This is a genomic window from Ruegeria sp. CJ3 (assembly GCF_056536725.1).
In genome coordinates this window covers 280319-294071 of sequence record NZ_JBQFQE010000005.1, presented here as the reverse complement: position 1 = coordinate 294071, position 13753 = coordinate 280319, and the positions used below count along the sequence as shown (strand labels likewise).

Here is a 13753-nt window from a genome sequence, read left to right as displayed (position 1 = left end):
TCATCAGATTAAGATTATGCGCCGACCGGAGTCATTCCGGCAACACCCCATCGCCCCAGATGCCGCGATTGCGAAGATCAGTTGAACTGACGTCAACCATCGGCACGTTCACGAAACACCACGCCGGCGCGTCAGCCCGCCCCAACAGATGCCGCGCCTGTCCGTCGATCCGATAACGCGCATAAATCCGCGCCGCCGGAGACACCCGCGCCGAGATCCGATCCCCCGGCCGCGCCACCACACCGACGGGGATGCTGTCCATGATCAACCGCCAGTCTTTCCAGAGATGGAACTGTGCCAGATTGTCGGCTCCCATGATCCAGACAAATCGCACTTGAGGATAAAGCCGCCGGAGGGCCGTCAGAGTATCCGCCGTCGCCCGCGTGCCTGCCAGCGCTTCGATATCGGTGACCTCGACCCGCGGATGCCTCATCACATTCCGCGCCGCCTGGACCCGCCGCTGCAGCGGCGCAGGCCCGTGTTCCTTCAGCGGGTTGCCGGGGGACACCAGCCACCACACCCGATCCAGCCCAAAGGCCTTCATCGCCTCGCGCGTGACATGCACATGGCCCTGATGCGGCGGATCAAAAGACCCCCCCAACAGCCCCACGACCTGCCCGGGCCGCGCATATGGGATTTGGAAACGCTCCATCCTTTGCTGATGTTCAGAACTGTGCTTGGTTGTCAATCGACCGGCTGCACCACATCGCCCAACGCAACCCGTCCCGGACGTATGACCTCGGCACACCATCCCCCATGCCCGCGCACGGCGGAATAGCCGCCCTTGCCCAGCGCCTCTTCCATCCGGCTGCAGGGCGCACAGATCACGGTGAGCCGCAAAACAGCCTCCCCCACCTGCACCTCACGGCCCTTGAGCGCCGCCAGATTGATCCCCGAAATCACCAGATTGCGTCGCAGGATTTCGGGCGCAACCGGCCCCCGCCCCAGATAAGACCCAATCGCCGCCAGATGTTCCTGCTGGATCAATGTCACAGCCCGCTTACCCGCGCGCGCCCTATCACCGTCGAGGCCGTCGGCGGTGATCAAGGCCTCCTCACACGCAGCCATCGCCTCCCGGCGAACAGGGCGCGCGCCAATCCAGGTCAATCGACCGGGCTGTGCCCACCCAGCAATCAATTCCGCCAGTCCTGCCAAAACACCTCCACACCTTGCCGCAATACATCTATTGCACAAACCGTCCGTACAAAATTCACAAAACCACCAGCTTGCCCCGCCCGTCCCGCTCAGATATCCAGCGTTCCAACCCAATTCCCCCGACCCAGAGGACGCGACATGGCCGCCTATCAATATGTCTACCACATGCAGGGTGTCTCAAAGACCTATCCCGGTGGCAAGAAGTGCTTTGAAAACATCCACCTGAGCTTTCTGCCCGGCGTGAAAATCGGTGTTGTCGGCGTCAACGGCGCGGGTAAATCGACGCTGATGAAGATCATGGCCGGCCTCGACACCGACTTCACGGGTGAGGCATGGGCGGCTGAAGGCGCCAAGGTCGGCTATCTGCCGCAGGAACCGAAGCTGGATGAATCCCTGACCGTCCGCGAAAACGTCATGCTGGGCGTCGCCGCGAAAAAGGCCAAAGTCGACCGTTTCAACGAGATCGCCATGGAGATCGCCGAGAACTACTCGGACGAGCTGATGGAAGAAATGACCACCCTGCAGGACGCCATCGACGCGGAAAATCTGTGGGACCTCGACAGCCAGATCGACGTCTCGATGGAGGCGCTGCGTTGCCCGCCGGATGACGCCAACATCGCCAACCTCTCGGGTGGTGAGAAACGCCGCGTCGCGCTCTGCAAGCTGCTGCTCGAAGCCCCCGACATGCTGCTGCTCGACGAACCGACCAACCACCTGGACGCCGAGACCATCGCCTGGCTGCAACAGCACCTGATCGACTACAAGGGCACCATCCTGATCGTCACCCACGACCGCTATTTCCTAGACGACATCACCGGCTGGATCCTCGAACTCGACCGCGGCCGCGGCATTCCGTACGAGGGCAACTACTCCGCATGGCTGGAACAAAAGACCAAGCGGCTGGAACAGGAAGCCCGCGAGGACAAGTCCAAGCAGAAAACCCTGCAACGCGAACTGGAATGGATGCGTCAGGGTCAGAAGGCCCGTCAGGCCAAATCCAAGGCCCGGATCAACGCCTATAACGAACTGGCCGAACAGTCCGAGCGCGAAAAGCTGACCCGCGCCCAGATCGTCATCCCCAACGGCCAGCGCCTTGGCGGTAAGGTAATCGAGGTCGAGGGCCTGTCGAAACACATGGGCGACAAGCAACTGATCGAAGGGCTGGACTTCGCCCTGCCCCCCGGCGGCATCGTCGGCGTCATAGGCCCAAACGGTGCCGGTAAATCGACCCTGTTCAAGATGCTGACCGGGCAGGAACAGCCCGACAGCGGCACCATCACGCTGGGCGACACGGTCGAGCTTTCCTATGTAGACCAATCCCGCGATGACCTGAAAGACAACGACACCGTGTGGGAGGCGATCACCGGCGGCGCCGAGATCATCCAGCTGGGTGACGCGCAGGTCAATTCCCGCGCCTATTGCTCGTCCTTCAATTTCAAGGGCGGCGACCAGCAGAAAAAGGTCTCGCTATTATCTGGCGGTGAGCGCAACCGCGTCCACATGGCCCGCCTGCTGAAAGAGGGCGGCAACGTCCTGCTGCTCGACGAGCCGACCAACGATCTGGACGTCGAAACCCTGCGCGCGCTGGAAGACGCGCTGGTCGATTTCGCTGGCTGTGCCGTTGTGATCTCGCACGACCGCTTCTTCCTCGACCGCATCTGCACGCATATTCTGGCGTTTGAGGGCGACGCGCATGTCGAGTGGTTCGAGGGCAACTTCGAGGATTACGAAGAGGATAAAAAGCGGCGGTTGGGACCAGACGCGCTGGAGCCCAAGCGGTTGAAGCATAAGAAGTTTGCGCGGTGAGGATTAGATGGTCCTAACGCAAATTCTTGCAATTTACGGCGCTATTTTGTCGACTGCGTTGGCCGTGTTTTCAATCTTCCGATATTTGCGCGATCAGAGATACTTGATCGTATCCGTGGATGTGCTGTTCGATGATATCGAAGAACCGTACTTCGAGGTGTGGATGATGAACGCGGGAGCATCATCCATTTCACTCCGAGAAATCTGGGTGGGTTCAGGAAAAAAAGTTCCACGGCTGTCCGTTCAAGGACTGGGTTTCACGCGGCATTCTCCATTGCGGCCCATTTCTGTTATCGCTGAAACGATGACTTCGAGTTTAAAAGATGAATATGGATTAGACGGTAGTATAATCACTATAGATCCAGGCTCAGCGCGAAAGTTTCACTTTAAGAAGAAGGCTCTAGACGAGGCGCTAAATTGGCACCTTCAATTACAAGATGAGATGCGCAACACGAAAGCCGATATTTCAGACTATTGGCATATGCTGGAAATTAGGCACTCACGATCCCAGCACCCCTTCGAAGTGATATTGAAACCTCGAAATACCCCATGGCTACCGGACGACGAATCGTTTGTCCCCAAGTGGATCGAGAGCTTGTGACAAGCGTAGGATGGGTGCTTGCACCCATCACTCCTCAATACTCCAATATCCAACCACATAAATTGATGGGTGAAATCACCCATCCTACGGTTCCCCAAATGCACCTTCTGTGACAACGCCGCTCCATTCCGGATCAACCCGACCTGCGCGAATATCGCGATGGATCGACGAATACGGCCAATCGGTTGGATGCGCCACCAACCCGTGCTTCACCGGATTCCCCCAACAATATTCCACATGATTGCGGTAATCCCGCTCGTCCCGAATCGTATGTTCCCAAAACCGGCGTTGCCAAATCGCCGCCTCACGTTTGTTTTGCCGTAGGCCGGGCTTCAGCCCGGCATATCTGCCAGAGGTCACCACGGGCAGGGATTCGGATGCCGGGCTGAAGCCCGGCCTACGCCTTGCCTTGTTCAAACGCATGGTAAACCGCGCCTTGATCGCACCCCACCGCGTCGAAAAATCCGCATCCCCCGGCGGCAAGGTCCAAACCGCGTGCAGGTGATCCGGCAACACGACAAACGCATCGCACCAGAACGGCCGCTCTCTCTGCGTCACTGCAAAGGCCGCGCGCAAATGTGCCACCTCGCGCACCAACAAATCCGACGAACGGTCGGCCAGAGACAAGGTGAAAAAATACTTGGCCCCGGGAATACGGACGCGTCGATAATCGCTCATCCCGTAACCTGACCATGACGAGGGTTAACGGATTCTGAAGACCCGCCCGGCCCACCAGAGGGATAACCCCACCCTATGGCGCAACCACAAACCGATAACCAAACCCATCGGCGGAATTTTGTACAAGTCGGACGATTGCCCCTCAAACCCTTGTACAAACCCTACAATCCACCCTTGCCACACCGGCTGACCGATGCCATATCCAAGAGGCTTACGTTTTTCTATTTCGACCTACTGTCTCCTTCTACGGCGCTCAGTCTATCGATCCAGACAACGACGCCGGGCTGCCGCAACCCCGTGGGCAGCACTAAACAGGAGACAACGGATATGCCCGCAGGCACCGTAAAATGGTTCAACACCACCAAAGGCTACGGCTTTATCGCACCCGAAGATGGCGGCAAAGACATCTTCGTACACATCTCGGCTGTCGAGCGTTCGGGCCTCACCGGTCTGGCCGACAACCAGAAAGTCACGTACGAGCTGCGCTCGGGTCGTGACGGCCGCGAAAGCGCGGACAATATCGAACTGGCCTAAGCCGTTCAAAGGGCAGGGTTTTTCCCTGCCCTTTTTCGTTGCCACACCGTTTGTGTGGCACGCAGAATACATCACATTTCAGTTATGCCACCCCGGCGATTGACCAAATCGGCTATCATTTCGAAACTAGCGTCATGATTTATTTGGTCATTTAGGGGAACAACCCATGTTCACACGCCGCGTTTTTCTGGCCGGAACTGCTGCCAGCCTGCTGCCGGGCTTTGCCTGGGCCAAAAAGGCTGTGGAATACGATCCAACACCGCAAATCGTTAGAATCAAAAAACAATTCCAGCCTGGTCAGTTGCTGGTCGTGCCCCGATCCTTCTATCTGTACTACGTGACCGAACCGCGTAAAGCGGTCCGTTACGGCTGTGGCGTCGGCAAAGCGGGGCTTGAGTTCACCGGGACCGCCACCATCGACGTCAAGAAGGAATGGCCCACCTGGCGGCCCACCAACGAGATGATCGAGCGTGATCCCGTCGCCTATGCCCGCTTTAAAGATAACGACTACGTCCAACCGGGCGGAGGCGATAACCCCTTGGGCGCGCGGGCTTTATACCTGTTCCAGAACGGCGTCGACACCTATTTCCGCATCCACGGGACCACCCAGCCTCAGACCATCGGGCGGGCGGCGTCCAATGGCTGTATCCGGATGCTGAACGAGCATGTCATCGATCTTTATAACCGTGTGCCCATCGGAACCGTGGTGACGGTGGTCTAAGGGGCCGACCAGTCGACATCGTCAGCCTGCTCGATGCGCAGTCGCCCGTCAGGCCACGGATGCATAAGGCTTTGCACCTGTTCCTCGGTTCCGGTCAGCCAAAGCTGCACCGCATCCCGGTCCAGCAGAACGCCCATTCTGTGATGGATAGGTTCTACATCCGCATTCGGTGCACAAGTCACTGCCGCCACCTGCTCGACGCGCAGCCCGCCGGGCGCATTCCAAGCATCTGTAATCGCGGCGAAAAACAAGGGAGACCCGTCCTTCGCTGCGATGCGCCATGCGGTTTTGCGCCGTTTCTCTCCGGTCCATTCATACCAGCCATCCACGGGAATGACCGCCCGCCCGACGCCATCAAAAGCGCTTTTGTCAAAGACAGTCTCGGAACGGGCATTGATGATCGTCTCCATAACCGGACGCCCGCGGGCATTGACACGCCCCACCGGGATCATGCCCCAACGCATCAGCGACAGCCCGTCGGTCGTCAACACCACCACCTCTTGCCCCGGCTGAATGTTCCGACGCGGGTGCTGCGGCGGCAGATCATCCGCGACACCCAGATCCTCGGCGATCCCCGAGATCGGTCGTGTCAGAAAGAACCGTCCGGGCATCGCCCCCCTCCTATTTTGCGGCCTCCTCGGCGAGTACGAGCACCTCCGGCCCAAGCGCCTCGACGATCAGAGACACTCCTTTCGCATTTGGGTGAATTCCATCCGGCTGCATGTATTGACGCGCTGCTGCTGGGTCGCCAGCGGCTGTGAGACCCGCAAAGAAACTCTCGGCATAGAGCGCGTCGAACTGCTGCGCCAGCTCGGGGTACATCGCATCAAAACGCTGTTTGTAGTCGGCCCCGTAATTGCCCGGGGCCTGCATTCCGATCACCAAAACCTCGACCCCGGACGCACCGGCGGTGTTCAGAATGGCCGTAAGGTTGGCACGCGAGACGTCCGGATCAATCCCGCGCAGCAGATCGTTGCCGCCCAACGCCACGATCATCCCGTCGACCTCGGGCGTCAGGGTCCAGTCCACGCGAGCGGCCCCACCGGCGGTAGTGTCGCCCGATACACCTGCGTTGATCAACCGCACGTCGGCCCCCTGATCCTGCAACCAGCGTTGCAGTTGCGGCACAAACCCATCCTGTTCGGGCAGGCCATAGCCCTGCGTCAGCGAATCCCCCAGCGCTGCGATCACAATCGGCTCGGCCATCGCGGCACAACCGCAACAGATCAGCGCGACGGGCATCAAAGCCTTGCGCAATTTCCGTTTCACGCCATATCCCAATGGACCACACTCCCTTGCCAGGCGGACTGATGACGACACCTGTTCTTACCCTCCAAGATGCCGCTTTATCGCTGGATGGCAATGCCGGACGCGTGGATATCCTGCATGATATCTCGCTGACCGTGAACAAGGGCGAGACGCTGGGGCTGGTCGGTCCCTCTGGTTCGGGCAAGTCCTCGCTGCTGATGCTGATGGGCGGGCTCGAGCAGGCAACGGCGGGAACCGTCAGCGCATTGGGCCACGATCTCGGCACGATGGGCGAAGATGCTCTGGCCCGTCTCCGGCGCGATGCGATGGGTGTGGTGTTTCAGAACTTTCACCTGATCCCGACGATGACAGCGCTGGAAAATGTCGCCACCCCGCTGGAATTGGCGGGCCACAAGGATGCCTTTGCGCGCGCCGAGGCCGAGTTGGACGCCGTTGGCTTGTCCCACCGGTGCGATCACTATCCGGCGCAACTGTCCGGGGGTGAACAACAGCGCGTCGCGCTGGCCCGCGCAGCAGCCCCGCGCCCGCAGATCCTGCTGGCGGACGAGCCCACCGGCAATCTGGACGAAACCAACGGGGCCGCGATCATCGACCTGTTGTTCGGGTTGCGCGACCGCCACGGCGCGACGCTTATTCTGGTCACACACAGCCATACTTTGGCGCAGAAATGCGACCGTGTCATACGGCTGCGGGATGGCCGGATCGCCGAAGACACTCAGCGCGAGGCCGCCGAATGAGCCTGCGCCTGGCTGGGCGTCTGGCACGGCGCGAACTGCGCGGCGGGCTGCGCGGGTTCCGGGTGTTTCTGGCCTGCCTCGCCCTCGGGGTCGCCGCGATTGCGGCAGTGGGCTCGGTCCGGCAGGCGATCCAAACGGGGCTGACGCAGGAAGGGGCCGCACTGCTGGGTGGCGATGCTCAGTTGGAATTCACCTACCGCTTTGCCGACGATCAGGAACGTGCGTGGATGGAGAGCACGGCGCAAGCGGTCTCGGAAGTGGTTGATTTCCGCTCCATGGCCGTCACCGGCGATGGGGATCAGGCACAGCGCGGTCTGACACAGGTAAAGGCGGTGGATGATGCCTATCCGCTGCTGGGCGAGGTGCGCCTGCACCCTCAGATGAGCTTGACGGATGCACTCGCGGGCACGAATGGGTTGCCCGGTGCCGTGATGGATCCGGCGCTTATCGACCGTATGGGCCTTAGCATTGGCGACCCCTTCACCCTTGGAACGCAGTCCTTCACACTTATGGCTGCGTTGGAACATGAACCGGACGGCGCCGCTGATGGGTTTGCTCTGGGCCCCCGGACGCTGGTCCGCACGCAGGATCTGCAGGCCTCTGGCCTCTTGGCGCCGGGCACCTTGTTTTCCACCAAATACCGCCTCGACCTGCCGCCGGGCGCAGAGTTGAATGCACTGGCAACAGAGGCCGGGCAATCCTTCGACGGCACAGGGATGCGTTGGACTGATGCCCGGAATGGCGCGCCGGGCATCTCCGAATTCGTAGGCCGCCTGAGCGCCTTTCTGGTCCTCGTCGGCCTGTCGGGCCTCGCGGTCGGAGGGATCGGCGTCTCCGCCGCCGTGCGCGCCTATCTGTCCCAAAAGACGGAAACCATCGCCACCCTGCGCACGCTTGGGGCGGATCGCGCAACGATCTTTCAGACCTACATGATCCAGATCGGAGTTCTGTCGGGCATCGGCATCCTGCTGGGCCTCGCCCTCGGCGCGGCGCTGCCGCTGTTGCTGGCCCCGATGATCGAAACCCGTCTGCCTGTCCCCGCCGTTTTCTCGCTGTATACGCGCCCATTGGCCGAGGCCGCACTTTACGGCGTGTTGACCGCCTTCCTGTTCACCCTCTGGCCACTGGCCCGCACCGAAGAGGTGCGGGCTGCAACCCTGTTCCGCGACGCGCTTTCGACAGCGCGCAGCCTGCCTCGCCCAACCTATATCGCGGCAGCAGGCACCGGTCTGGCCCTGTTGATCGGCGCTGCCGCGTGGTTCAGCGGTTCGACATGGCTAACGCTCTGGACCAGCGGTGGATTGGCCGGAGCGCTTGTCCTTCTGGCGCTGTCGGCCTTCCTGATCCGCAGGCTGGCGCGGATCGGAACGCCGTGGGCACGGGGTCGGCCGGCGCTGCGATGGGCCTTGTCCGCAATCTCGGACCCGCGCGAAGGGGCGTCCTCGGTTGTCTTGTCGCTGGGCCTCGGTTTATCGGTTCTGGCGGCGGTCGGACAAATTGACGGAACACTGCGCAACGCCATCTCGGGCAACCTGCCCGACGTGGCCCCATCCTATTTCTTCGTCGACATCCAGAAAGACCAGATGTCGGGTTTCACCGAGCGGCTTGAAACCGACCCCGCTGTCAGTCGCATCGAAAGCGCGCCGATGCTGCGCGGGATCATCACCCGGATCAACGGACGGCCTGCCCAAGAAGTTGCCGGGGATCACTGGGTTCTGGACGGTGACCGCGGTGTCACCTACTCGGACCAACCTCCCCAGAACGCGCGCATCACCGACGGCACATGGTGGACCGACGACTACGCGGGCCCGCCACAGGTCAGCTTTGCCGCTGAAGAGGCCGCCGAGATGGGTCTGAAACTGGGCGATGAGCTGACAGTGAATATCCTCGGCCGCGACATCACCGCCGAACTGACATCCCTGCGCGAGGTTGATTTTTCGACGGCAGGCATGGGGTTCATCATGTCGATGAACTCGCAGGCCCTTGCCGGGGCACCCCACAGCTTCATCGCGACCGTCTATGCCGAAGAACAGGCCGAGGCCGCCATCCTGCGCGATCTGGCCGGGCAGTATCCAAATATCACCGCAGTCCGGGTGCGTGACGCCATCGACCGCGTGTCCGGCCTGCTGGCGGGGCTTGCCGCTGCCACGTCCTACGGCGCGGGGGTGTCGCTGCTGACCGGATTTCTGGTCCTGATCGGAGCCGCCGCCGCAGGCGAACCCGCGCGCCGGTACGAGGCGGCAATCCTGAAAACACTGGGCGCAAACCGGGGCCGCATCCTGCGCAGTTTCGCCCTGCGCGCGGTCCTGCTTGGTGCGGCTGCGGGCTGTGTCGCGCTGTTGACCGGAATCTTAGGCGGTTGGGCCGTGGCCACCTACATCTTTGACACCGGGTTCACGATCATCTGGCCCTCGGCGCTTGGCATCGTCCTGGCTGGCGTCCTGGTGACCCTGGGCGCCGGGCTGGCCTTTGCGCTGCGCCCACTCTCGGTCCGGCCCGCACGCATCCTGCGGGCCAGCGACTGAGCTTAGCGCACGCAGGCGACGGGCTGCAGGATTTTCAGCAACTGATCGTTGTCACAAACCAAAGCATCCAGTGTGATCTCATCCAGCGAGGCATAAAACACCTCGGCCGCGTCCTGCAGCGCCAGCCGCAATCGGCAGGCGTCGGTCAAGGGGCAAGTGTTGTCGGCATCCGCAAAACACTCGGCAATCGGCAGACCGCCTTCGACATGACGAAAGACCGAGCCGATGCGGATCTGATCCGCAGGCCGGGCCAGCGTCATGCCCCCATTGCGGCCACGCTGCGTACTTAGATACTCCAACTGGCTCAGCTGGTTGATCACTTGGGCCAGATGGTTTTCCGAGATGTTGCACACTTCTGCGATCTCGGATTTGGTGACCAGCCGATCCTGATGGGCGGCGCAATACATCAGCAGGCGCACCGCTATGTTTGTCCGTTTGGTAATCCGCATGTGGACCTCCCAAATTTCAAGATGCTGCCTTATTGCATGTCTCGTAAAAAGACTGTTTGACATACATCAATCGTCATCGAAGGACATGGCCCACATGGTAGACCCCTATTTCTTTGGCTATGGCAGCCTCGTAAACCTGTCGACCCACGACTTTCCCGACCCTCAACCGGCACGGCTTAAAGGCTGGCGCCGCGCCTGGAGGTACACCGATCTGCGCCCCGTTGCCTTTCTGACTGCAATCCCGGACCCGGATTCGGAAATCGACGGCATGGTCGCGCATGTGCCCGGCGATGACTGGGCCGCACTGGATGAACGCGAATGGGCCTATGACCGTATCCCCGCCACGCACGCCATCACGCACCCGCTGACGCAGGAGGTCGAGATTGCAGTCTACGCCGTCCCACAGCGCAAACACATCAAACCCGACCAGCGGCACCCCCTACTGCTCAGCTATCTCGATGTGGTGGTTCAAGGGTATCTGCGCGCCTACGGTATCGATGGCGCCGACCGCTTCTTTGCAACCACCGAAGGTTGGGACACCCCGATCCTGAACGACCGCGCCGCGCCCAGATATTCCCGCCACCAACAGCTGCACCCGGACGAAACCCGCTGCGTCGATGACCACCTCAACCGCCTCGGCAGCAAGATCATCCACCCCGCATAACAAAAGGGGCGGGCACAACGGCCCACCCCTTCTTCTGTTCAAAAATACTTCCGCCCGAGGGTGAGGGGCGTCCCGGAAACTGTCCGGCGGACAGTTTCAGCCTCGAACGGGCGGAGCCCCGGCCTGCGCCACAAGGCGCGTTCCCTTACCCGCGCGCGCGAATAACCTGCAGCAACGGCAGCAGAGTCGCCATTTCCGGCCCGCGCTCCATACCCGTCAGCGCCTTGCGCAGCGGCATGAACAGGCCCTTGCCCTTGCGGCCGGTCGCCTCTTTCACGGCCTTGGTCCAGTTGCCCCAGGTCTCACCGTCAAACGGGCCTTCTGGCAACAACGCGACGGCCTCGGCTATGAACGTGCGATCTTCATCGTCGATCAGGGGCTCAGCCCCGTCGCGGCACAGGTCCCACCAGCCTTTGAGGTCCGCCAGCGTAGTGATATTTTCACGCGCCATCGCCCAGAACGGCTCGGCCAGATCAGCGGGTACACCCGCCTCGGCCACAGCATCGGCCACGTCAGCCAGCGGCAGCGTCTGCAGATGTTTCGCGGTCAGCGGGAACAGGTCCTGCACATCGAACTTGGTCGGGGCAGCACCGAACCGGGTAACGTCGAACCCCTCGATCAACTCGGCCATATCCGCGCGCAGCTCTACCGGATCGGAAGACCCCAACCGCGCCATCAGGCTCAGCAGCGCCATCGGCTGCACACCCTGCTCACGCAGATCGCGCAGCGCCAGCGTGCCCAGACGTTTTGACAGCGCCTCGCCCTGCGGGCCGGTCAGCAGCGAATGGTGCGCAAAGCGCGGGCACGTGCCGCCCAGCGCCTCGATGATCTGAATCTGCGTCGCCGTGTTGGTCACATGGTCCGAGCCGCGCACCACATCGGTCACGCCCATCTCGGTGTCGTCCACTACTGAGGCAATCGTATAGAGAACCTGACCGTCGCCCCGGATCAGGACCGGATCGGACACCGAGGCAGCGTCGATCGAGATATCGCCCAGAATCCCATCGGCCCACTCGATCCGCTCATGGTTCAGCTTGAACCGCCACACGCCGTTACCACGCTCGGCGCGCAGGGCGTCTTTTTCAGCCTCCGACAAAGCCAGCGCCGCCCGGTCATAGACCGGCGGTTTGCCCATGTTCAGTTGCTTCTTGCGCTTGAGGTCCAGCTCGGTCGGCGTCTCGAATGCCTCATAAAACCGGCCCATCTCACGCAGCTTGTCGGCGGCTTCCGCGTAGCGGTCCAGACGTTCTGACTGACGCTCGACCCGATCCCAGTGAAGGCCCAGCCACTCAAGATCCTGTTTGATGGCGTCGACATACTCTTCTTTCGATCGCTCAGGATCGGTATCGTCGATGCGCAGAATAAACGTACCGCCTGCCTTGCGGGCGATCATGTAGTTCATCAGGGCGGTGCGCAGGTTGCCCACGTGGATGTAACCGGTGGGCGACGGGGCGAAACGGGTGGTGGTCATGGGAGTCTCCTGTTGGCGCGGCTCTTGTCACAGGACAGGCGAATTGTCCAGCGAATGACGAAGGGCGGCAGACCTCCGAGATCGCGACATAAACAAAAATTAACACGTAATGTTCAACCACGCAGCCTAACTGTGCAGGGTATAAGGTGGCCGCAGGCCCCGACTGACCTAGCTGAACCCATTATGCTCTGACAGGGAGAACGACGATGACCATCAAGATGACCCGCCGCGCGGCCCTTGGTACGGCAGCGGCTTTGCCATTTGCAACCGCTGCCGCCCCGGTTCTGGCCGCAGGGGCCGAGACCAAGGCCAATTCGACCATCGCAAAATCGTTTCAGCTGGGGGATTTCACCGTCACCACCCTGCTGGATGGCAGCCTGCCCCGCGACGGGGCCAAAGAGATTTTCGGCGGCGGCGCGTCGGATGAAGATTTCGCCAAGGTCTCGGCCGAGAATTTCATTCCCGCCGACAAGGCACACTTCTTCTTTACGCCCACTTTGGTCAATACCGGATCAGAACTGGTCCTGTTCGACACCGGGCTGGGGCAAGGTGGCATTCAGGCCGCTCTGGCCGATGCGGGCGTGACGCCCGATCAGATTGATGTGGTCGTGATCACTCATATGCACCCCGACCATATCGGCGGCATGACCACCAATGACGCCGCCACTTTTGCCAACGCGCGCTACGTGACCGCCGCGCCGGAATATGACTTCTGGGCCGCGCAGGATGCAGGCAATCGCGTCGGCGATCTGGTTGCCGCCAAGGTCACGCCTCTGGCCGAGAAGATGAGCTTTATCGGCGACGGGGGCGAGGTCGCCTCGGGCATCACCGGCATGGCCGCGTTCGGGCATACGCCGGGCCATATGGTCTATCATCTGGAAAGCAACGGTCAGCGGCTTATCCTGACCGCCGATCTGGCCAATCACTATGTCTGGTCCTTCGCCCATCCCGAATGGGAGGTGCGGTTCGACATGGACAAGGCCGCCGCCACGCAGTCACGGCGCGATGTTCTGGGCCTGCTGGCCGCCGACAAGGTGCCGATGATCGGCTATCACATGCCCTTCCCGGCCGCAGGGTTTGTCGAAACCCGCGGCGACGGGTTCCGCTTTGTTCCGGTCAGCTATCAGATGATGGGCTGACGCC

At 61.3% G+C, this 13753-nt stretch carries 15 protein-coding genes; 8 read left to right on the top strand and 7 right to left on the bottom strand.

Annotation, left to right across the window (positions count from 1 at the left end; all coding sequences use genetic code 11):
* Positions 1–31: 31 nt before the first annotated feature.
* Together ACR0J1_RS11790 and ACR0J1_RS11785 are read right to left on the bottom strand one after the other, a co-directional pair.
* Entirely contained in the window at positions 32–652 is a 621-nt protein-coding gene (locus tag ACR0J1_RS11790) for a nicotinate-nucleotide adenylyltransferase (RefSeq protein WP_480733008.1), read from the bottom strand.
* Between the two features lie 32 nt (positions 653–684).
* Positions 685–1047 carry an MOSC domain-containing protein gene (locus ACR0J1_RS11785; protein ID WP_480733007.1) on the bottom strand — a complete coding sequence of 121 codons (363 nt, stop codon included), beginning with the start codon at positions 1045–1047 and terminating at the stop codon, positions 685–687.
* 246 nt (positions 1048–1293) lie between these two features.
* On the opposite strand from ACR0J1_RS11785, the gene ettA reads away from it, so the two are divergent.
* Positions 1294–2961, top strand: a complete 1668-nt coding sequence (ettA, locus tag ACR0J1_RS11780; RefSeq protein WP_480733006.1) for an energy-dependent translational throttle protein EttA — start codon at positions 1294–1296, stop codon at positions 2959–2961.
* A gap of 7 nt (positions 2962–2968) precedes the next feature.
* Positions 2969–3562, top strand: coding sequence for a hypothetical protein (locus ACR0J1_RS11775; protein ID WP_480733005.1), 594 nt, complete (start codon positions 2969–2971; stop codon positions 3560–3562).
* 84 nt (positions 3563–3646) lie between these two features.
* Here the strand turns inward: ACR0J1_RS11775 and ACR0J1_RS11770 are convergent, their stop codons facing one another.
* Entirely contained in the window at positions 3647–4240 is a 594-nt protein-coding gene (locus ACR0J1_RS11770) for an REP-associated tyrosine transposase (protein ID WP_480733004.1), read from the bottom strand.
* Between the two features lie 327 nt (positions 4241–4567).
* Here ACR0J1_RS11770 and ACR0J1_RS11765 point away from each other — a divergent pair, with 327 nt between their 5' ends.
* Both ACR0J1_RS11765 and ACR0J1_RS11760 read left to right on the top strand, forming a co-directional pair.
* On the top strand, positions 4568–4774 hold the full coding sequence (locus ACR0J1_RS11765) for a cold-shock protein (RefSeq protein WP_170378838.1): 207 nt from the start codon (positions 4568–4570) through the stop codon (positions 4772–4774).
* 166 nt (positions 4775–4940) lie between these two features.
* Complete coding sequence (locus ACR0J1_RS11760; RefSeq protein ID WP_480733003.1) at positions 4941–5495, top strand: L,D-transpeptidase; 555 nt, start codon at positions 4941–4943, stop codon at positions 5493–5495.
* Here ACR0J1_RS11760 and ACR0J1_RS11755 read toward each other — a convergent pair.
* Together ACR0J1_RS11755 and ACR0J1_RS11750 are read right to left on the bottom strand one after the other, a co-directional pair.
* Positions 5492–6106, bottom strand: coding sequence for an SOS response-associated peptidase (locus ACR0J1_RS11755; RefSeq protein ID WP_480733002.1), 615 nt, complete (start codon positions 6104–6106; stop codon positions 5492–5494). The two genes, ACR0J1_RS11760 and ACR0J1_RS11755, sit on opposite strands and share 4 nt — an antisense overlap.
* 10 nt (positions 6107–6116) lie before the next feature.
* A complete protein-coding gene (locus ACR0J1_RS11750) occupies positions 6117–6737 on the bottom strand; it encodes an arylesterase (protein WP_480733051.1) in 621 nt (206 codons plus the stop codon).
* A 68-nt stretch (positions 6738–6805) separates the two neighbouring features.
* Between ACR0J1_RS11750 and ACR0J1_RS11745 the strand changes: the two genes are divergently transcribed.
* Positions 6806–7501 carry an ABC transporter ATP-binding protein gene (locus ACR0J1_RS11745; protein WP_480733001.1) on the top strand — a complete coding sequence of 232 codons (696 nt, stop codon included), beginning with the start codon at positions 6806–6808 and terminating at the stop codon, positions 7499–7501.
* A complete protein-coding gene (locus ACR0J1_RS11740; protein ID WP_480733000.1) occupies positions 7498–10026 on the top strand; it encodes an ABC transporter permease in 2529 nt (842 codons plus the stop codon). Before ACR0J1_RS11745 ends, ACR0J1_RS11740 begins: the two co-directional genes overlap by 4 nt.
* Positions 10027–10028: 2 nt before the next feature.
* On the opposite strand, the gene ACR0J1_RS11735 is transcribed toward ACR0J1_RS11740, so the two are convergent.
* Positions 10029–10475 carry an RrF2 family transcriptional regulator gene (locus tag ACR0J1_RS11735; RefSeq protein WP_480732999.1) on the bottom strand — a complete coding sequence of 149 codons (447 nt, stop codon included), beginning with the start codon at positions 10473–10475 and terminating at the stop codon, positions 10029–10031.
* A 94-nt stretch (positions 10476–10569) separates the two neighbouring features.
* Between ACR0J1_RS11735 and ACR0J1_RS11730 the strand changes: the two genes are divergently transcribed.
* Positions 10570–11139 (top strand): gamma-glutamylcyclotransferase family protein, encoded by a 570-nt coding sequence (locus tag ACR0J1_RS11730; protein ID WP_480732998.1) that lies wholly within the window; start codon positions 10570–10572, stop codon positions 11137–11139.
* A gap of 145 nt (positions 11140–11284) precedes the next feature.
* Here ACR0J1_RS11730 and gltX read toward each other — a convergent pair whose 3' ends face one another.
* Entirely contained in the window at positions 11285–12610 is a 1326-nt protein-coding gene (gene gltX / locus ACR0J1_RS11725) for a glutamate--tRNA ligase (protein ID WP_480732997.1), read from the bottom strand.
* 206 nt (positions 12611–12816) lie between these two features.
* On the opposite strand from gltX, the gene ACR0J1_RS11720 reads away from it, so the two are divergent.
* Positions 12817–13749 (top strand): MBL fold metallo-hydrolase, encoded by a 933-nt coding sequence (locus ACR0J1_RS11720; protein ID WP_480534737.1) that lies wholly within the window; start codon positions 12817–12819, stop codon positions 13747–13749.
* Positions 13750–13753 lie beyond the last annotated feature (4 nt).